Origin of the sequence: Citrobacter sp. Cf118, assembly GCF_030334095.1 — a bacterium.
Lineage (GTDB): Bacteria > Pseudomonadota > Gammaproteobacteria > Enterobacterales > Enterobacteriaceae > Citrobacter > Citrobacter freundii.
In genome coordinates, this window is record NZ_JAOWES010000067.1 from 1 (window position 1) to 18,367 (window position 18,367).

The following is an 18,367-nucleotide window of genomic DNA, read 5'->3' on the forward strand; positions in this document are numbered from 1 at the left end:
CAATACAGCAGCGGGGGAAAGTCGAAACTCGGCAGGATCACAAAAGCCGGTGATTCGTATCTGCGAACGCTTCTGGTTCAGGGGGCTCGTTCAGTGCTTATTGGCGCCGGGAAAAGGACTGACTCATTCAGCCGTTGGGTTTGTATGTTGGTTGAGCGCAGAGGGTACTGGCGGGCTGTTGTGGCCATCGCCGCCAAAAATGCGCGGCTGTGTTGGGCATCACTACATTACGGTGATGATTTCCGGCTGTACTCAGTCAACTAAAGCTCGAAGCTGTATAACCATCTGACCTGCAATTCGTTGATGATAAAGGGTTAGACCCCGTGAGGCCTATCTGGCTATTGTACAGGATATACGTATCCGCTTAACGAACAAGAACCTCACGCGCGTCTTTCATCAGGGCCCGAATCGATGACGATTCATCATGGCCGTTTATAGTACCGCAGTCTCTCCCCTTTATTTTTACTGAAGAGCAGACAGAAACCATAAATACCGGCTTTGACATGCCGGGGAAGTCCTTATAGTACAATAATTTTCGATATCCAAACTGACCCCAAGTAAGGACGGTCGCGCCTGTGGTGGTTTTATCTCCGTGGAGCGCCTGGCCCCGGCCATAATTGTTAGTTCGATACCCCATGAGTCACGCCTCCGGGTATTGCCAGAAAGTCGGGGGCTTCAGCCATACCTTTGCGCGATAACAGCACTAATCTGTCCTGCGGGGTCGAGACAATTTCATCCCCGTTATCCAGTACGCTGCCCACCAGCGCGAGCCCTTTCTCGAAGTGTGTAGCTTTCTGGCCAGCGCTTGAAACAATCCGTGCAGATGAACCATCGGTATAAGTGACTGCATCACCCTCCACTGCGATTTTGACCATTTGACCGTTGCCTAGATCCATAACCCTGGCGCTATCAACAGCGGTTACGACACCACCTCGCGCAGTCAGGCTTCCCTCGACCGCAACACGCCAGATTGCTGTTACCGGGTGTTGGCGATCCCTTTCAGCGTTCTGCTCAATAATTTGTCGAGCATCCACATCCATTGCGGCCAGATCAGCGTCAGAGAAAGGGGATTTGTCAAAGTCGGCCAGCATTTGTTGAGTTGCTTCATTTGTAAACTGCTTCATCGTTATTACTCCTTATAAAATGTACGGATAAATTCCGAATTGTATACGAAGTAAGCACGAGTAAATTCTGAAAATGAACTGAGGAATCATATGGTTGCAATTTGTTATGTGCAGTTACCCACTTCTGGACAAGTGATAAGAAAAACCTGAAGAGTGATAGCGGAAAATAACTTTCGGAAAAGGAGGTGCGAAAATTCCTGGCTCCTGTCTATAATACTGTATGGATATACAGCACCACGAAGAGCAGAGCATTATGAAACTTATCCCAGTGACACAACAATCACCAGGCCAATTCCCGTTGTTCGTTGAGCCTGTCAGCGCAGGTTTCCCTTCAGTCGCTTCCGATTATGTTGATGAATTTATTGATCTAAATACTCACCTCATCAAACATCCATCTGCAACCTACTTCTTACGAGTAACAGGTTCATCGATGGTAGAGGCACGTATTCACGAAGGCGATCTGGTCATCGTGGATAGCTCACTTGAGGCGAAAGAGGGGGATATTGTGATTGCGACCGTTGATGGTGATTTCACCATTAAGCGGTTGCAGCTAAGCCCGGCTCCCGCGCTACTGCCAATGAATAGCCGGATGTCACCGATCTATCTGAAAGAAGGCGAAGAACTGGCCATTTTTGGCGTGGTGACCTTCATCGTGTACAAGGCCTTGTGATGTTCTGCCTGGTGGATTGCAACTCATTTTACGCCTCCTGCGAGAGAGTCTTTCGGCCCGATCTGGTGAACAAGCCAATTGTATGCCTTTCGAACAATGATGGCATGGTCGTGGCACGTTCAGCGGAAGCTAAAAAATTAGGTATCCAGAATGGTGACGTGTACTTCCAGAAGAAAGCATTCTTTGAAGCTAACGGTGTACATGTTTTCAGTTCTAACTATGCCTTGTACGCGGAGATCTCCCGTAGGGTGTGTGAGACATTATTTAAATTCTCCAGTAATACTGAGGTCTACAGTATTGATGAAGTTTTCCTTTCGTTTGAAGGAATGCAGAAAAATTATAATTTTGATGACTATGGAAGAGAAATAAAGAAAACCGTATTAAAGAGCACCCATATACCCGTGGGGGTGGGCATATCGACAACTAAAACTTTGGCAAAACTAGCAAATAAAGCTGCAAAAACATGGACTAAAACAGGCGGAGTGGTTGATCTCAGCAGTCCAGAAAGACAACGTAAATTATTGCCATATATTGACGTAAGCGATGTCTGGGGGGTGGGCCGGAGATATGCCACCAGACTGAACAGCATGGGCATCAGGACTGCTCTCGATCTGGCCAATGCGCCAACATCGCTTATCCGTAACACATTTGGAGTCGTACTGGAGCGAACGCAGCGCGAATTGAATGGCGAGTCCTGCATAGCCCTGGAAGAGGTGAGGAAGGTTAAGCAGCAGATCATCAGCTCGCGTTCATTCGGCCAGAAAATAGAGCACTACGAAGCAATGCACCAGGCGGTGTGTGAGTATGCCGAACGTGCAGGCGAGAAGCTGCGCGAAGAGAAGCAATACTGTCGCTGCATAACGGTTTTTATTGGCACAAGTTACTATTCGAAAACGGCCCCTTACAGTGGCCAGCAGACAGTCAAGCTGGAAAACCCCACCGCCGATACCCGGGAAATCATTGCGGCTGCGGTCGCAGGGCTCCGGCATATCTGGCAGGAGGGATACCGATACCATAAAGCCGGAGTGATGCTATCTGACTTTTATGATAGCGCCACCAGCCAGCTCGATTTGTTTGGTGAGAACCGACTCTTTGCCAATGGTGAAGCGTTGATGGGCGTGATGGATAGAATTAACCGGTCAGGTCGGGGGAAATTATGGTTTGCGGGCCAGGGCATCGACAAAGACTGGACGATGCGGCGGGAGTTATTGTCACCATCCTATCTCACTAACATTAATGAAATCCCTCGCGTCAGGATTGGCTAATCAGCAGTGAAAACTTCATTCGTCATCGATAAAATTCGTCTGTAAACAAAACGAACTTGATATACTCGGTTTCGCTTGTTATGAGTATGTATGTACATACAGTCCTCCGTGCAGCGGAGGGAGTTTAGAGCCCTTTTTCGGGGATAGAAATGAATATCTCAACAACTTTCCAGACGCTGGAGAGCGAGATCACACAACTTCGTGGAGTGCTGGGTTCCCGGCTTCCGCTCAAGGCGAGTGTCTGCGTCCTGCCAGCCGTTGCTGATGGCGAAGAAGATATGGCCATCGAACACATCATGCCTGAGCTGAAACAGGGACACGATGCTGTCCATGCTGCCTGCGCGGCATACGCTGACCTGCATATCAGGGATGGCTATTCGCAGAAGTCCGCTCGGCGCACTACCGGCGTATTATGGTACGACAATACAGATGCGGAATTCTCTCAGCTGGTTACCCGTTTGGTGACATCCATCAACCAGCATAAAGAGAGCATTCAACGCCACATCATCGAAAACTACGGTGGTGATCGCCGACCGGAATACATGCGCTTCAACGCGCTGCATAGCGCCTGCCCTGGTGTCATGACCCTGCATCTCTATCGGCAGCTGCGTATGTTTGATAATGCTAACGTCAATCTGGTCAGTTTCGGCTGGAGGCAAAAGACGCTTTTTAGCAGGGTTAACAAAATCGAGTTGCTCCAGAAGATGGGCAAGGACATCGAGGAAGATGAAGATAAATCAGTCAGACTCAACTCGTTGATTAAGGCTATTGCGCGTGTACCGGAAGAAAAGCTTCGCTTACGCCGTCCGGTTAAAGTGCATCCAGCTGCAAACATCGCGATGGCTGATCCTGAACACCCCGACCAGATACTGCGTCTTTCTGCCGCTTCATCTATGCCGTTCATTATCATTCAGGATGAGCACGTGAAAATTCGGCCATTGCCAGAGTTCGTGGCCAATGAAGTAAAGCCGAGGAGTAACCGCCTCAAGACAGATGTGATCGGTATATTCCACGGCGAAAGTATCGAAATGATTCTCTGACCACACCGGCCAAAGGACTGGCCGTATTCCCCCCTCATAATTTCGTCACTCGCCGTCCATGCCATACCCTGAAACTAATATTGAAAATTCATTATGTTCAGCAAGGAATGTGGCGTGAAATACTTTGAATGTGCGCTCAGGTTCAGAATCGCCCCAGGTGACGTGTATGGGATCCACCAGCAACTGGATAAGGTAGTCCAGGAACGTTCTGGGTCGCGACTCCCATACACCTTCTACTCTCGCAAACAAAGTGCCTCCGACACCCAGGTTGTTCTGAGAACGGCTGTTGCACTCGGGCTCCCTGGCGAAGTCATGAAGGAAATCATGTTTGTGTCTGGCCAGAAAATTCGAATCTGCGGCTCGCTGGCCACTATTCGACGCGAGGAAGCTGGAGGCCGGAAAAGAGAGATTTGTCCACCTGCCCATGAACTCCCGGATTATATCCACTATCACCTGGAACGGGCCGGAGTGATCTGTGGACGGTTACGTATCGTTCGAAGCACCAAGTTCCATATTATTAAGCCCGGGAGCGTTGGCCGTACATCCCACAAGATCATTGTACCGATGAGCCAGTACGATGCTGAATGCGTGATTGAAGATGTCGGCGCACTTGAACAGGCATACGCTTTCGGGATCGGCAGAAAGCGGATATTCGGCTTTGGCTATATGAACAGCATCGAAGTGCTTTCCTGAACAGGCCATTAAGCATAGTTATTATCTGAATTTCAAACCGACTCGCAAACTTACGGCATTAACACTTCTGATACACCCTTTAAATGCTGTAAACTGTTGTAGCCCTTACTAAATCGTAAGAGTGGGGATTTGCAGCCCCGACTAATGACACGCCGTTCATGTACTTGAACGGTTCGCACTCGCTCGCCTGTTTTTTGTCAATGGTGGGTCGGGGCGTGGGAGCCTTACGGCTCGCCAGTCGTCATTAGCTGGTACTGCAAACCATGTTCCGATTCACCACCAAAGGAAATGGAGATGGAAAAACAGGACTGGCATAAGGCAGACATCATAGCTGCGCTACATAAGAAAGGTTTGTCACTTGCCTCACTGAGTAGGGCTAACGGTCTTTCAAGCAGCACTCTGGCAAATGCACTGACACGTGACTGGCCTAGAGGCGAGATCATCATCGCTAATGCAATTGGTGAAGAACCTCAAGAAATATGGCCAACCCGATATTTTGATAAGGCAGGAATGCCGATCAAGAGAATCATAAGAAAACCGGTTTAAATGAAAAAGGCTGGCATTTTTGCTGGCCTTATATACCTCCTGGCTCTGCTACTGAAACCACTAACACCGATCAAATGGTCATCAGCGAAATACCCCGTTCATTTCTATTGACCTCTTTACCTCCATGTAATCAAATTGATGGAATAATAACGGTTACGAGAGACAAACTGATGACGGTGTTATCTGCCCCTGAAATGCGCTTTGGAACCAAACAGGATGTTCCCTTTATCATAGCGGTGATTCGCGACGGTATGCGGGATGGGTATTTTAACTTTGATGATGATGACGGACTGTCTCAGTTCGAAAGTCAGATCTCAGAAGCCATTGCCAGGCGGGAACGGGGAGAGAATTGCGCCGATTTCTTGTTTGTCTTTGATGCTCAACATAATGGCGCAGCGATAGGTTTTGCCCTACTGACGGGCAAAAATGGTGCAAATGGACTTGCTTCACATCTGGAAATCAGGATGTTTGGTGTTACCAGGAGTCAAAGACAAAAAGGATTTGGGCGCTCCATGTTGCAAAGTATTCTGGATGCTACTCCCGGCCATAAAGTGGAGGCATCCTGTCTTCCTGCATCAGTTGTCATGGCCAGGATGCTGACTAATGCGGGTTTTCACGTCAAAGAGATAAGCCCGTTTGGAAAGCGTACTTTCAGACGCTAATGTAAAATTCAGATAAAAAAACCGGCTGACGAATTCAGTCGGTTTAGTAATCCTGCAAAAGGATGCTGGACAGCGACGGACGACTTCAGAGCTGTGGCAATGGCCCCTGGTTATCTTCAGTCGCAGCCTGGTCTTTATCCGGGGTGGCCGTTGCAGTCCGCGAGGCATCAAATGAGACCGTTGGGTCGCTGAGAGTCAGGATGCCAGTGTCTTCAACTTCTCGCGTTGTCAGCGTAAGCTCAGATTTACTGTCATCACACTTATTCGTTTTCTCCGCCAGTGCCTTGCACCAGATATAACGACCTCTCTGGGCATCAGAGACTGAAGGCTCTCCATATTTCTCGATCGCCGACTTCAGTAAGAGATCAGGGTTGCTGAATGAAAAGCGGATTTTGTAAGCCACCGGCTCAATGGGGTCAACTGCCGTATCGGGGATAAAATAGACCACCGTCTCCTGGTGAGCATCTCCCCAGAAAATACTATTCAATGAGTTGTTACTGTAGCGCTTTTGAATTTCTTCACCAGCAGACTGGCCAAGTTTGTCAGTGATAGCAGTGATCGCTTCAGAAGCTGTCATCCGCAGGCTTACCGGCCCTATAGAAAAAGACATAACATCAAAGCTATTCAGGGGGGTAATGGTGCTTTCTGGAGCGGTAGATGAATCGGGTACGTCATCACTGTACAGACTGTCATCCCCCGGAGAAGGCGTTACAGGTGCTGAATTTTGGATGTCAGGTGTGTAGCTGGGATCGGGAGCGTATAGGCCCATTGTATCATTCTGTACAGCAGAATATACCGAAGCGGTCGGCAGGACGGTAAGGAGCGCAAGGGCGCAGTATCCAAGGTATCTGGTCATATTCACCTCGTCAGTAGCAGTTGTCCTACTGTAACAGCGCGAGGTTTGAGAACATCATGGAAATGGGGTCAAAGCGGGGCGAAAAACAAGCCTGATTCACATGGCTTACGTAGCAGCATGGAGATCTCCTGAAGTCGGAGAAAATGAGTCAGATAACGCGAATATCGAAAATGGAACGAAGTACTTAATTACCTAACAGGAGGTACATGTTAACCTGACGAACATTGCTTACTGCCTATTTGTAGATTCAGGCTACAGGGAGAATCCAAGTGCCAAACTGCATACCCCTTAATCCGGTATTACCTAAAAACTTCGACGATACACCTAATGAAAAGCGCTCAAAGTCTCAGCTTGATGCCTGGTGGGATCATCCATATGGCATTACTTGCCCGGACGGGAAAATCACTGTTCGATGCCTGAATGGAGGAGCTTGGGATCGTTCGACAGTGCTGGGAGTAGCGGACAATTACGAAGAAGCCTGCGAGCTCGCAGAGCGCGAGCAATCAGCATGGGTCAAACGCCGTGCGGAGCCAATATTCTACTATAGCGGTGAAGCTCCATTCAGAGCGATAAGGGATGCACAACGTCCTGATCAGGAGCAGACCTTTGTCGCGTCTTTTGACACGCAAGATGAGCTAATCAGCTGGCTTAATAGTCAGAAAACCAGTTAATACCAAGTCTGGAAGTCTGCTTCTCAACAGACTTCCACATTTGATTATCAAGCTCCCCATAATTTGGGTTCAGTATAAACATTCCATTACGTTCTATTCCCCTCATTACATTCATCTATCCGTAAATTTCGTTAGCCAGCACATCGGGGTGATACTGATGTCAGGTAAACAAAACGGATGCAAAAATGCAGACATGTTCGGAAGTCCTGGCGGTTGAAATATTCAATCAAGTTGGACGTGAGGCAGCTATTGCTCAATATAACTTAATTTGTGAAATAGCCCAGCGACGTTACGAAGACAGCCTGGCCAAATATGGTTCCGTGCCAGCTGGTTTCACCGCGCTCAATTTCCTCCATCCGGCAGAACTTCAGGAGCGTTACATCCTGGGGTTGGGAATTCAGCTTTGTATCGATGAGCAGCATGAAGCCAGGGAACGGGTTTTAGCTCGCTGCCTGGCAAGAAAAAGGGCCGCATAAACAGGTGATAAAACAACTCAGCTATAGCTGAACACGCACTAATTGGCTATGTTAACAAAACGAACAAGGTGGCGATTATGTACAGTGAATCTATCGATCGTGCTATCAGTATCCTCAAGGACGCGGGCGAAAAAATCGGTATGGAACTGGGTAGTAATGTGACATCTCAGGAATCAGAACTGCTTGAGGATGCGCTGGTGGGCCTGACTAAAGTTAAAGGGCAACTCTGCGGTAATCACTCCTTAACTGATGTAAAAGCGGACGTCGTGCCTTTTAGTCTCAGTTCGACGAAGAACGTCGATAGCCCGCATTAATTAACAACCACCAACTGGACGGAAGGGATATGACTGAAGACAACGCCGGTAGTGTTTCTGGAAAAGCACAGAACGCCCCAAAAGCAAATGCCCACCTGGACAGGCTCTTTGATTTCATTGTGACAGAAATCAAAGAGCAGGGTGCAGCACCGTCTTACGAGCAGATCTGTTCTTCTCTGGGGTATTCAAAAGGGCTCGTTTCCCGGCGTATCCGGCAGTTGCATGACCAGGGACGAATCATTATCGATGGTGAAAGAAAGTCTATGACGCTGCGCGTAGCGAAAGGACAAGGTCATGATGACATTGCCGAACTCCCGGACATGACCAGTGACAGGAAAGCAATCATCACGTATGTCAAAAAATACATGAACAGAAATGGTGGCCGTGGGCCATCAGTTCACGCAATAGGGAAAGCGCTCGGCTTCTCGAATAACAAGGCGCGTAGACATGTGGACTATCTCGACGAAGTAGAGAGGGTACGTTACAGCCCTCATCTTAATGAAGTAATCGTTATCAATCAGGGTGATTACGTTAAAATTACCCAGGACAACGATGAACCACCGAGCCCGGCAGAAGGTTAGCCATGATTCGCATATGGAGAGAAGTTGTAAACGTAAAGGTTCAGGACGGGAGCCGTAACGGACGAATCTGGTTTCTTGAACTTTCGTGTGGCCATCATGCTGTCAGACGTATACCTCGATTACGTCTGCATAATCTGACGCAATTCGAACGACTTGAGCCACCAGCTAAATGTCACTGTGTATTGTGTGAAATAGATGCTATTGCAGGACAAAAATAGCAATAAACACAACATAAAAGCCCTCAATTTGTCCCCATTGTTTTTAGCCTGACAGCATTGGTACTGATAGCCTAATCATATTTAAACGCATAACCCTATGGTGGACATATGAAAAAAGCTGTTTTTGGCCTTTTAGCACTATTGCCCTTCATAACCAGCGCAGAATCGATCGATCCGAACGATTTCTATGCTCAGCAGCCTTCTCAAAACTACCAACAACCTGCTGCCAGCGAGCAACAGGACGATGCTGACAATTCCAGTGACCAGACAGCTGCGATCGTATTGAACCTGGAAAGTTACAAACCGCTGGGGAATTTTGTAGTCCCCCAGGGAGTAGAACGCCCATTCATTGGTCTTATTAACAGCAAAATTTTCATACTGTCTGAGCAACCAGATAAACGCTTGGCTGGCCTATGGATAGGTCGTAGTCAGGATGGTCGTGAAGCACTTTGTGGTTACCTGAACAACAGTATGCAGGTCAGAAAATGTTATTACATCTTATATCGTGAGTAAAAAATGGGGCCGTAGCCCCATTTATTTTAATGTTTGAATGAGGGTATAAAGGGTATTACTGGATTTGTTCCTAGCGAAGCTAATTCGTTAGGCGCAAGATAACGTCGCAGTTCAGTAATCAATATATCAACTGATTTATCCCAGCCATCTCTCACAATGTTTAGAATGTGCCGAGCTGGATAATGTGTTAGAAAAGGATGGTTGGGGCCAAATTTATTAAGGTGTTCAATAGTACCTATTGCATCGAGATAATCTGTAACAAGATGGTGTTCTGACTCAAAAATAGCGACAAATTTATAACCATCAGCAGCGTTTACCCACTGGCAAGTACAGTCATTAAGCTGAAATTGATTAGAACGTTTTTCCCCCTTGGGTTTAGGATTGACTCCAATACCAAAAGACAAATACAAACCTTTCCTTCCCCAGAAGGCCGGTCTCTTCAAGTCCTGACCATTGTTTCCTTCGACCTCTCCAAGAATGCCAAACAAAGTAGCTGATTCTTGGTTAGGATTCGTTCTCATACGGAAAAGAATGCATAGATCTGCAAACTTTAAGCTATTATAAACTGAATTATAAAAGACATTCTCATGGCCAAGTAGATAAGGATTATGCTCTACCGCAAAATTAGTGCCACTTCTAAAGTCACGGCAGCTAATGAATACACCAAACTGGCTCATATTAGCGAGGATATCGACATTGCGATAATCAGACAAATTAATAAGTATAGTATTTAAGACTTCTCTACCTTCATAACTCATCAGATAGTGGCAGAGCAAATTTTGTAGACCGAAGTTTCTGAACTGATCTTTAATTAAAGAAAAATATCCTTCACCAGCTAATGAAACTAGGTTTCTCATTGTTGGTGTATGTTTCCCCATGAGAGGGGAATTAAAACGTACCTTCATCCGGTTATTATCATAAAGGGTTTCAATAATTGAGCAAAAGTGCATCGCCCAATACGCGTTGTTATCACCAATTAAACCGGGTTTCACTACAGTAGTTTTAGAAAAATCCATTCTGTCTCCAAAGCAGTAATCAGTCACTCATAACACGATATTTGCAGTGAAAGTTATATCTGTAAGCAAATTTCGTCAGCTGTTAGCGTCGTATTAGGCTTAGTAAAAAGCCGGAGGTAGATATGCCTAAAGACGATGTTGCAACAATCATAATCCAGAATGGGTTGACGCATAAAGTAAATGTGATCTGCAAATTCAGCGCACAAATCGACAATCAAATGTTCTCATTCATCATCCATCGCACATTAAGCGTATGTCGATATGCGCTTGTCTGTAAGGCAACAGGCCAAAGAATTGCAGTTCTTGATACCAGTCGAGTAAAGGCACTTGGTATGGAAGCAGCAGGTAAACTAGCGCTATCAGATCTGGCCTCATCATTAGGCGAGACTAGACTTGCTGCGATTCTGACAAATTCACTTCAGAGCAGGAGCGCGGCAAGTGAGTGATTTAATCGACGATAACTTTATTATTCCTGCACTGAGTAGCATAGCAGGCATCACCACGCCACTATCAGGACAAACGTACAGGAACGCTCCAGATATCGACATATCTTGCTATGACGTGATAATCATTTGCCTTAGCGGCGGAAAAGACTCCATAGCCTGCCTTCTCCACTTAATTGACATCGGGGTCGATCTGTCCAGGGTGGAACTCTGGCATCACGATGTTGATGGCCGCGAGGGAAGTACTTTAATGGACTGGCCATTTATGGCCGACTACAACCGCAAAATAGCTTCAACATTTCAGATACCGTTGATGTTCTCCTGGCTTCAGGGAGGAATGGAAGGTGAGATGCTGAAAGAGAATGGCTACAGTCGCCCGCAATGTATCGAAACCCCAGATGGATTAATAATCGCGGAACGTGATATCCAGCGAAGCACTCCCGCCACGCGACTTCGGTTCCCTCAGCAATCACCAAGCCTTAAAACACGTTGGTGCTCATCAGCACTAAAAATTGATGTTGGTCGGCGAGCACTCACAAATCAGAGACGCTTTGACGGAAAAAAGGTGCTTTTTATTACGGGGGAAAGGAGAGCGGAAAGCTCTAATAGATTCAATTACTTACAACTGGAGCCACATACCAGCAGTTGCAAAAAAAGACAAGTTGATGCCTGGAGGCCAGTACTTGCATGGTCTGAAGAACAAGTCTGGGAGATTTTAGCAAAACATCGTGTTACAGCCCCAGTACCGTATCGTCTTGGATGGGGTCGCAGTTCATGCTTAACGTGTATATACAACAGTGCTCGCATATGGGCAACCATCAAACATTATTTCCCCGAGCGTATTCACGCAATGGCCAACTATGAAAACCGCTTTGGGGTCACTATCAGTCGTAAACGAATAAATGTTCTGGATCTAAGCCAGAATATTTCTCCTATTAATATCACGGATGAGGAAGCGCTGCTGCAAGCGGTAAATCCGGTCTATACATTGCCCGTCATTAACATGTCAAAAGAATGGGTGCTACCTGGTGGGGCGTACAACCGGGAGAAATGCGGGTCAGACTAATTAGCCATCAGCGATTTATAGCTGAGATTTCGTCACCTGAATATTACGTGGAAAATAGATATCAAATAGCAACATTGATACAGGCTTAACCGCCTCTGAAGGAAATATTATGACGATGGTAACGGCCAGAAATTGTACTGAAACACGGTTCAACCAGTTATGGGATGCTCTGCATGAAAAAAGCAGTGCGGAAAACGAATCCTTGTTTCAGCAAGAATTGCATCGCTGCCGCAGTAAACGTCAGCGAAGTAAACTGGCCGGGCGATTCGCCGGTGCCTGGCAAACCTTATTCGATGCCTTCTGTGAAGGTCGGGTCTTCTGCTCACTTCTGGACTCGGTTATCCACCAGGAGAGTATCAGCGAATGGCAGGTTGAAGAGTTAATCTCATTCACTTCTGCCCAGATGTCGACTCTATACAAAGGGTAGAGGTAGATATGGGACAAAGAAAATGTGCAGCAGCGTTCCTGCTCGCTGAAGAAATGTACCAGATACCAGCGACCAAATCGGTGATACTTGCCCGGGACCTGGAAGAAAGAGGGTTGTATCTCCGCGCTGCCAGGCAATGGGGAGAGGTCATGTTTGAACATACCCAGTGTACTGAGTACATTGTTGAACAACGGGAACGTTGCATTCGGTTATCCAATTCTCGCCATGAAGACCGTATCAGACAGCATGAGCAGGCAAGTGATCTTCAATATATTCACAAGCATATTAATGATGTATACACACGGATGGGACTAAAAGACGATGGTGTCTTTAATACCGCCTGATTTGTCGACCTTTTCCGTTCATTAAAAAATGAAACTGAGGAGAATGAGCGCACTCTTGACTGATTTTGACGGAGGATTACGTAAGTGGTTAAACAAAGTTTATTTGACCTTATAGGAGCTACCACGGGCCCAGAGCGAGATCTGTTGATCGTAAGCCTTCAGTCTCTACATCGTGAACGAGTAAGCTCATACAATGCATTGTGTACAGCCTGCTCAATCTCTGGAGATAAAGTCCCGCCAATGTCTTTATTCGGCATAGACGAGGTTACTGATGCACTACGCCGGTTAGGTGCATTACCGATCAGATAGTTCTTCAAGTAGTCAGGGTGAACAGGTTTGAATTGATACAAACGGCCTATGCTGAAGAGGAACAGAGATAACTGATGAAAACAAACGAAAACCTGCTGAACAGCATTGGAAAAAGTATTCGAATGTGGCGAGATAACTGCTTCCCTCCATTTCAGCGAGCGTATGGAACATGGTTATTGGTTCTGGTTTCGGTTAATGCCGGGATATGGTTTTACATAACCTCTGACTGGTCTGTACAGTTCGTCGGCAATATAGCAGGGCTCTTGGTTTTCCCAATGCTGGGTCGAAAGGTTTTTACAAAACGCGCCAGATCTTGGCAAGAAGAACTGGATATTAAGCTGGCAAAATACAAACCGCATAACATAGCTGCATGGAGGGAGTTGCAGGCTTATGCCTTGGAATCCAATACGCTATCTTCACAAATTGTTGAACGGTGGTATTTCAAAGAGCGGGAATTTATCAAGACGGCCCAAAAAGGGAAGCCGGGTAGTTCTGAACTCAAATTTCTCAAGAATAATACTGGATCAAAGCCTTAAGGAATCTGAGAGCCGGTGCGTAATGCAGAACCCACAGCCGAAGGGTTTTGGGAGTTAAACTGATACAGCTTTTACCGTGAGGTGGGATTTATGTCGAATGTCTTGCAGAAAGAAAACATCATCATGTCTCTGCCTCATCGTGACTGGAGTTGTGAAGTCATCGAGTGCCGATTAAAAGTGTGCCCCGTACCTGACGAACTCGACAGGGGGAATAACATCTTTTTCATCGTGGAAGACCTTTACCAGCTACGCGAGAACAGTGAATCACTTAACGTGCTTGGACAAATTCTGGCGAAACGTTTCCCACACATACCACCAAAAAGAATGCACCTTGTGCTGCACCGACGTGATGTGCAGAAAGCTCATGGAGTAGCCATCCACCTCTACCGCTTCATGCGTAGCGAGAAAGAAAATAACCGTAGTATTTTCATTGGTCGTAACCCTACTGAAGTTTCCCAGAAGACGGCATACGCCTCGATGTGCATTTTCTGACCACCAGCTGTTGAATCGTCACAATAGCCGACATAGTCGGCTATTTTTTTACGCTAAGAAAAACCATTTATGCCCACAAATTGCGGTTGAAAAAGCTATTTATTTTTGGGTGCAAAACGTCCTCATTCTCACTGTAACAATAAATTTCAACATGTGATTATAGTGAGAGTCGAAGCTGAAACATGAATGGTGGCTACATATGCATGATCTCCAGAATTCGTTAACTAGCAAAAATACCAACATTATCCGTGCTGAATTTGAAAATATGCTTTCTGCGCGTGGAACATCTATCGTGCGTTTTGATACCAACGCAGGGGCGAACAGCGGCGAGTATATAGGAAAAGGAATTCAACGTGAGTGGGTTGGGTATTTGCTAAACCATACGAGTTCTGGCCATACGGTCAAGGCATTTGAACCGGTGTATTCTATTCCTTTAAAAATCAGGCCAGACCTTCAATCCAGAAATATTGCAGACCACCAGACTAAAGTAAAAAAGTTATTTGAAAGTTATGATGAAGCGTATCTTACAGCCGCTATAGACTCAGAAGAGTATTGCAAGCCATTCTGGGTTTATCAGAATGCAGATGACGGTCATTACTCGATCAGTACTCGCGGTTTCAAAAATGCAAATGCACCTGCAAGCATTCCGAGCGATAATCGCATTGATATCGCTCAGATGAAAATGGGATATCCCATGCTCGATTATTGCCATAACATTATACCGTCCTCAGTCGTGCGATTAGGATTTAATGGGCGAGTGTTTACGCAAGGTAAGTATTATTACACCAATGAAGAGGTTTTCAGTTGGTTGTCCCGGAACCCGGATAGCGCAGTTTTCATTACGTTCCCAAAAGTTAACCAGACTGATAGATCTGAATTGATGTCAATTATGAAACGAGAATTCCTGAATTCGTGGGGTTTATTCTCATATTATCGCTGGCTGGGACGCAGCACCGCATTACTGGCATTGAGCCCGGTCAGTTCTAATGCTTCTGTTAAGTTAAGAAGTAGCAATGCACACTTCTTCAAAAATGCAATGCTGGCTGTTAACACGATCATTCCTAAAGGTAACGGAATTTCGTAATCGGAATAGTTACCGTTAGAGTGATTTAAAGATCGATTCATTCTGGAAATTGAACGAAGAAAATTTAATGGGAGTAACTATGACTGCACTACGCCGTATCTCAACAGAACCAAGCTGGACTCCAGTTGGCATCCGGGGCGAAGGGTTACCGACTAAAGCAGGTGTATACCGTTTTATTGTTCCCCGGGAAGCCGATAGCTCAGAACATATTGAGTTTCTGGCGTTAGTGCGCTGGCGTAAACACGGTGTTCATCAACTGTTATTTCCCACCTTTGAATACATCGTATGCGACGAGAATATCGTGCTCCCAGAAGGCACATGCTGGCGTGAACGCGAACCGTGGGATCCAGATACGCTGGGGGAAACCGAGTTCATCATCGTTCCTGAAATGAGCGCGGGTGCTCAACGCTGTCCGTTCTGCAAAGAAGTTCCGCGCATCGTTGGTGATAAATACAACTTTGAGTATAAGGAAAACTACATCACGAAAATGCCTCACCGGTTTAACCGCCTGTGGTTCAGCTGCTGTAAATGGGTTGCTCCTGTGCCCACTTCTGGGATTCAGTCACTGATTACGGCCTGGAACAAAATGCTCGGGTCATCCCGGTAGGAGTAATGATGAAATGTGCGTACCTACGAAAGTTTCTGATCATTGCTTTCATAACCGGCATTAGCGGATGCCAGAGTCTCGGAATAGGGTTAAGCCTGGATGAGCGCTACCAGAAGGCTTATCAGAAAGTACTGGCTGACCCTAATGACGATAACATTAAGACTTTCATGAAACTCAGCCAGGAAAAAGGCGAAAGAGACATGCAAGAGGCAAATTCGAAAGCCGCAGCCGACACTCGTGAAAGCGATAAGGGGTTTACTGAGTATTTTAAATCATATGGCAACGATGGATTTAAGCGGGCCAGACAATAAGAAAGAGGTCATATGTCATTACAGCAATCGCATGAAAATCTGGAGTTCCTGAAGGGGGCGGTCTGGTGCGCCGCAAAACTCGTTCAGGAAATTGGCGATTCAAAAGGTGCAGCTATTCTTATCACAAACTTGCCGGTTGGAATTTTCCCTCAATGTAGCGAAAGGGATTTATTTGTTCTGAGGCAATATGTCAGGAAAGATCTGCCACTTGGTATTGATGCCGAATATAGCGATATCAGGCCGGTCTTAATTGATTATCTGGGAGAGCCAGTAGACCTTCCTGAGTGTGAACTGGATAATTATGAACCGGCTCCTGGTGAAATGCTCCGCTGGGGAGTAACTGGAGATCTCAGTTCCGGGACACGATGTGTGCTGGTGGATAATCTTGCTTATCTCGCTGAAGCAATTGGTATCAGCAACGCACTAAGGCAACAGGCCGCAGAGTCAATCCAGCGCACCCTGTGATTAGTGAGTCGCCCCGAATTTCGTAAGCAGCATAAATGCCCTTAATCTTTATCCTACATATTTCAGGTTGTTGGGGTTTACCATGTACAAAGACCATTTTCCACAAGCGTGTCCTTCATCGATAAAAGAGGGCCAGTCATGCTGGCGGGTATTTATTGATATGGACGTAGACAACCCGTCGAAAATAAAAACCAGCGTCGAATTAATAGAAGTTGGCGTAAAAACAATTCGAATGAAAAAGAATGCGGCAGAAGGCAGTGAAAAAACTGTTTTTCTTGTGGATAAAATCCCTGGAATCACATTTATCAAAATTCGGCCTAGCGACAAAAAGCCAAGCGTCTGGAATACAAGCATCAGCAGTTTCTATAAACATGACGTGGAAATCGGGAAAACATTCCCCGTTGGTATCAGTGACCTGCTCCCCGTTGATTAGTACACCCCGATGTTAGTAATGTCTTCATAAGCCACATGAGGACATCCCCATGAAGAAGCGTTTTTCCGACGAACAGATCATCAGTATTCTCCGCGAAGCCGAAGCCGAAGCTGGGGTACCCGCCCGTGAACTCTGCCGCAAGCATGCCATTTCCGATGCCACGTTTTACACCTGGCGTAAGAAGTATGGCGGTATGGAGGTGCCTGAAGTTAAGCGCCTGAAGTCGCTTGAGGAAGAGAACACCAGACTCAAGAAGCTGCTTGCCGAAGCCATGCTGGATAAAGAGGCGCTTCAGGTGGCTCTTGGGCGAAAGTACTGACGACAGACCAGAAGCGGGAAGCCGTGATGTTGATGTGTGATGCGACCGGTCTGTCGCAACGTCGTGCCTGCAGGCTTACAGGTTTATCCCTGTCGACCTGCCGCTATGAGGCTCACCGTCCGGCTGCTGATGCGCATTTATCAGGGCGCATCACTGAGCTGGCACTGGAGCGCAGGCGTTTTGGCTACCGTCGTATTTGGCAGTTGCTGCGCCGTGAAGGGCTTCATGTTAATCATAAGCGCGTGTACCGGCTTTATCACCTCAGTGGCCTGGGCGTAAAACGCAGAAGACGTCGTAAAGGGCTGGCAACAGAACGTCTGCCGCTGCTCCGTCCGGCGGCGCCCAATCTGACCTGGTCGATGGATTTCGTCATGGACGCACTTTCCACCGGTCGCAGGATCAAGTGTCTTACCTGCGTCGATGATTTCACAAAGGAATGCCTGACGGTCACTGTTGCCTTTGGGATTTCAGGCGTTCAGGTCACGCGTATTCTGGACAGCATTGCACTGTTTCGAGGCTATCCGGCGACGATAAGAACTGACCAGGGGCCGGAGTTCACTTGCCGTGCACTGGATCAATGGGCCTTTGAGCATGGTGTTGAGTTGCGCTTAATCCAGCCGGGCAAGCCAACGCAGAACGGATTTATTGAGAGCTTTAACGGACGATTTCGCGATGAATGTTTGAATGAGCACTGGTTCAGCGATATCGTTCATGCCAGGAAAATTATTAATGACTGGCGGCAGGATTATAACGAATGCCGCCCGCACTCCACGCTGAATTATCAGACACCGTCTGAATTTGCAGCGGGCTGGAGAAAGGGTCATTCTGAGAATGAAGATTCCGACGTTACTAACTGAGTGTTGTATCTAATCGTGGGGGCAGGTCA

Annotated in this window: 27 protein-coding genes; 24 read left to right on the top strand and 3 right to left on the bottom strand. The window is 46.8% G+C overall.

Annotation, left to right across the window (positions count from 1 at the left end; all coding sequences use genetic code 11):
* Nucleotides 1–264: transposase (locus tag OGX67_RS07190; RefSeq protein ID WP_143188226.1), on the top strand; the 264-nt coding region annotated here is incomplete at its 5' end.
* 356 nt (nucleotides 265–620) lie between these two features.
* On the opposite strand, the gene OGX67_RS07195 is transcribed toward OGX67_RS07190, so the two are convergent.
* A complete protein-coding gene (locus OGX67_RS07195; protein WP_007372141.1) occupies nucleotides 621–1,124 on the bottom strand; it encodes a hypothetical protein in 504 nt (167 codons plus the stop codon).
* Between the two features lie 253 nt (nucleotides 1,125–1,377).
* On the opposite strand from OGX67_RS07195, the gene umuD reads away from it, so the two are divergent.
* The 6 genes from umuD to OGX67_RS07225 all read left to right on the top strand — a co-directional run bounded on the left by umuD (nucleotide 1,378) and on the right by OGX67_RS07225 (nucleotide 6,000).
* Complete coding sequence (gene umuD / locus OGX67_RS07200) at nucleotides 1,378–1,794, top strand: translesion error-prone DNA polymerase V autoproteolytic subunit (RefSeq protein ID WP_008786793.1); 417 nt, start codon at nucleotides 1,378–1,380, stop codon at nucleotides 1,792–1,794.
* Nucleotides 1,794–3,059 (top strand): translesion error-prone DNA polymerase V subunit UmuC, encoded by a 1,266-nt coding sequence (gene umuC, locus OGX67_RS07205; RefSeq protein WP_009652912.1) that lies wholly within the window; start codon nucleotides 1,794–1,796, stop codon nucleotides 3,057–3,059. The genes umuD and umuC overlap by 1 nt, the downstream gene beginning before the upstream one ends.
* A gap of 149 nt (nucleotides 3,060–3,208) precedes the next feature.
* A complete protein-coding gene (locus OGX67_RS07210) occupies nucleotides 3,209–4,099 on the top strand; it encodes a DNA replication terminus site-binding protein (RefSeq protein WP_007372144.1) in 891 nt (296 codons plus the stop codon).
* A gap of 312 nt (nucleotides 4,100–4,411) precedes the next feature.
* On the top strand, nucleotides 4,412–4,792 hold the full coding sequence (locus OGX67_RS07215; RefSeq protein WP_127649377.1) for a type I-E CRISPR-associated protein Cas6/Cse3/CasE: 381 nt from the start codon (nucleotides 4,412–4,414) through the stop codon (nucleotides 4,790–4,792).
* 288 nt (nucleotides 4,793–5,080) lie between these two features.
* Complete coding sequence (locus tag OGX67_RS07220) at nucleotides 5,081–5,338, top strand: helix-turn-helix domain-containing protein (protein WP_001333498.1); 258 nt, start codon at nucleotides 5,081–5,083, stop codon at nucleotides 5,336–5,338.
* Between the two features lie 170 nt (nucleotides 5,339–5,508).
* On the top strand, nucleotides 5,509–6,000 hold the full coding sequence (locus OGX67_RS07225) for a GNAT family N-acetyltransferase (RefSeq protein ID WP_000217395.1): 492 nt from the start codon (nucleotides 5,509–5,511) through the stop codon (nucleotides 5,998–6,000).
* Nucleotides 6,001–6,085: 85 nt separating this feature from the next.
* On the opposite strand, the gene OGX67_RS07230 is transcribed toward OGX67_RS07225, so the two are convergent.
* Complete coding sequence (locus OGX67_RS07230; RefSeq protein ID WP_008786796.1) at nucleotides 6,086–6,769, bottom strand: hypothetical protein; 684 nt, start codon at nucleotides 6,767–6,769, stop codon at nucleotides 6,086–6,088.
* Between the two features lie 356 nt (nucleotides 6,770–7,125).
* Between OGX67_RS07230 and OGX67_RS07235 the strand changes: the two genes are divergently transcribed.
* The 5 genes from OGX67_RS07235 (at nucleotide 7,126) to OGX67_RS07255 (ending at nucleotide 9,629) form a co-directional block, all read left to right on the top strand.
* The gene (locus OGX67_RS07235; RefSeq protein WP_008786797.1) at nucleotides 7,126–7,527 is read left to right on the top strand and encodes a hypothetical protein; all 402 of its coding nucleotides are present in this window, start codon (nucleotides 7,126–7,128) and stop codon (nucleotides 7,525–7,527) included.
* Between the two features lie 185 nt (nucleotides 7,528–7,712).
* Nucleotides 7,713–8,003, top strand: a complete 291-nt coding sequence (locus OGX67_RS07240; RefSeq protein ID WP_007372147.1) for a hypothetical protein — start codon at nucleotides 7,713–7,715, stop codon at nucleotides 8,001–8,003.
* Nucleotides 8,004–8,080: 77 nt separating this feature from the next.
* Nucleotides 8,081–8,317 (top strand): hypothetical protein, encoded by a 237-nt coding sequence (locus tag OGX67_RS07245; protein WP_007372148.1) that lies wholly within the window; start codon nucleotides 8,081–8,083, stop codon nucleotides 8,315–8,317.
* Between the two features lie 29 nt (nucleotides 8,318–8,346).
* Nucleotides 8,347–8,898, top strand: coding sequence for a LexA family transcriptional regulator (locus tag OGX67_RS07250; RefSeq protein WP_007372149.1), 552 nt, complete (start codon nucleotides 8,347–8,349; stop codon nucleotides 8,896–8,898).
* Nucleotides 8,899–9,224: 326 nt separating this feature from the next.
* Nucleotides 9,225–9,629 (top strand): hypothetical protein, encoded by a 405-nt coding sequence (locus OGX67_RS07255; RefSeq protein ID WP_008786799.1) that lies wholly within the window; start codon nucleotides 9,225–9,227, stop codon nucleotides 9,627–9,629.
* Between the two features lie 26 nt (nucleotides 9,630–9,655).
* Here OGX67_RS07255 and OGX67_RS07260 read toward each other — a convergent pair whose 3' ends face one another.
* Complete coding sequence (locus tag OGX67_RS07260) at nucleotides 9,656–10,645, bottom strand: hypothetical protein (RefSeq protein WP_007372150.1); 990 nt, start codon at nucleotides 10,643–10,645, stop codon at nucleotides 9,656–9,658.
* Between the two features lie 122 nt (nucleotides 10,646–10,767).
* Here OGX67_RS07260 and OGX67_RS07265 point away from each other — a divergent pair, with 122 nt between their 5' ends.
* The 12 genes from OGX67_RS07265 (at nucleotide 10,768) to OGX67_RS07320 (ending at nucleotide 18,338) form a co-directional block, all read left to right on the top strand.
* A complete protein-coding gene (locus tag OGX67_RS07265; protein ID WP_020996132.1) occupies nucleotides 10,768–11,091 on the top strand; it encodes a hypothetical protein in 324 nt (107 codons plus the stop codon).
* A complete protein-coding gene (locus OGX67_RS07270; RefSeq protein ID WP_032951308.1) occupies nucleotides 11,084–12,154 on the top strand; it encodes a phosphoadenosine phosphosulfate reductase domain-containing protein in 1,071 nt (356 codons plus the stop codon). Before OGX67_RS07265 ends, OGX67_RS07270 begins: the two co-directional genes overlap by 8 nt.
* Nucleotides 12,155–12,263: 109 nt before the next feature.
* Entirely contained in the window at nucleotides 12,264–12,581 is a 318-nt protein-coding gene (locus OGX67_RS07275) for a hypothetical protein (protein WP_020996134.1), read from the top strand.
* Nucleotides 12,582–12,589: 8 nt separating this feature from the next.
* Nucleotides 12,590–12,925, top strand: coding sequence for a PerC family transcriptional regulator (locus OGX67_RS07280; RefSeq protein ID WP_008786801.1), 336 nt, complete (start codon nucleotides 12,590–12,592; stop codon nucleotides 12,923–12,925).
* A gap of 383 nt (nucleotides 12,926–13,308) precedes the next feature.
* Nucleotides 13,309–13,770, top strand: a complete 462-nt coding sequence (locus OGX67_RS07285; protein ID WP_009653863.1) for a hypothetical protein — start codon at nucleotides 13,309–13,311, stop codon at nucleotides 13,768–13,770.
* A gap of 90 nt (nucleotides 13,771–13,860) precedes the next feature.
* Complete coding sequence (locus tag OGX67_RS07290; protein WP_020996135.1) at nucleotides 13,861–14,262, top strand: hypothetical protein; 402 nt, start codon at nucleotides 13,861–13,863, stop codon at nucleotides 14,260–14,262.
* 199 nt (nucleotides 14,263–14,461) lie between these two features.
* Complete coding sequence (locus OGX67_RS07295; protein WP_007372154.1) at nucleotides 14,462–15,346, top strand: hypothetical protein; 885 nt, start codon at nucleotides 14,462–14,464, stop codon at nucleotides 15,344–15,346.
* A 79-nt stretch (nucleotides 15,347–15,425) separates the two neighbouring features.
* A complete protein-coding gene (locus OGX67_RS07300; RefSeq protein WP_007372155.1) occupies nucleotides 15,426–15,953 on the top strand; it encodes a hypothetical protein in 528 nt (175 codons plus the stop codon).
* Between the two features lie 5 nt (nucleotides 15,954–15,958).
* Nucleotides 15,959–16,264 (top strand): hypothetical protein, encoded by a 306-nt coding sequence (locus OGX67_RS07305; protein WP_032941601.1) that lies wholly within the window; start codon nucleotides 15,959–15,961, stop codon nucleotides 16,262–16,264.
* Between the two features lie 12 nt (nucleotides 16,265–16,276).
* Nucleotides 16,277–16,729, top strand: a complete 453-nt coding sequence (locus OGX67_RS07310) for a hypothetical protein (RefSeq protein ID WP_007372157.1) — start codon at nucleotides 16,277–16,279, stop codon at nucleotides 16,727–16,729.
* An 82-nt stretch (nucleotides 16,730–16,811) separates the two neighbouring features.
* Complete coding sequence (locus OGX67_RS07315; protein ID WP_286526220.1) at nucleotides 16,812–17,162, top strand: hypothetical protein; 351 nt, start codon at nucleotides 16,812–16,814, stop codon at nucleotides 17,160–17,162.
* A gap of 49 nt (nucleotides 17,163–17,211) precedes the next feature.
* A protein-coding gene (locus OGX67_RS07320; protein WP_286525769.1) for an IS3-like element ISSen4 family transposase occupies nucleotides 17,212–18,338 on the top strand; the annotation gives its coding sequence in 2 pieces (ribosomal slippage) (nucleotides 17,212–17,476 and nucleotides 17,476–18,338; 1,128 coding nt in all).
* Nucleotides 18,339–18,367: the final 29 nt, after the last annotated feature.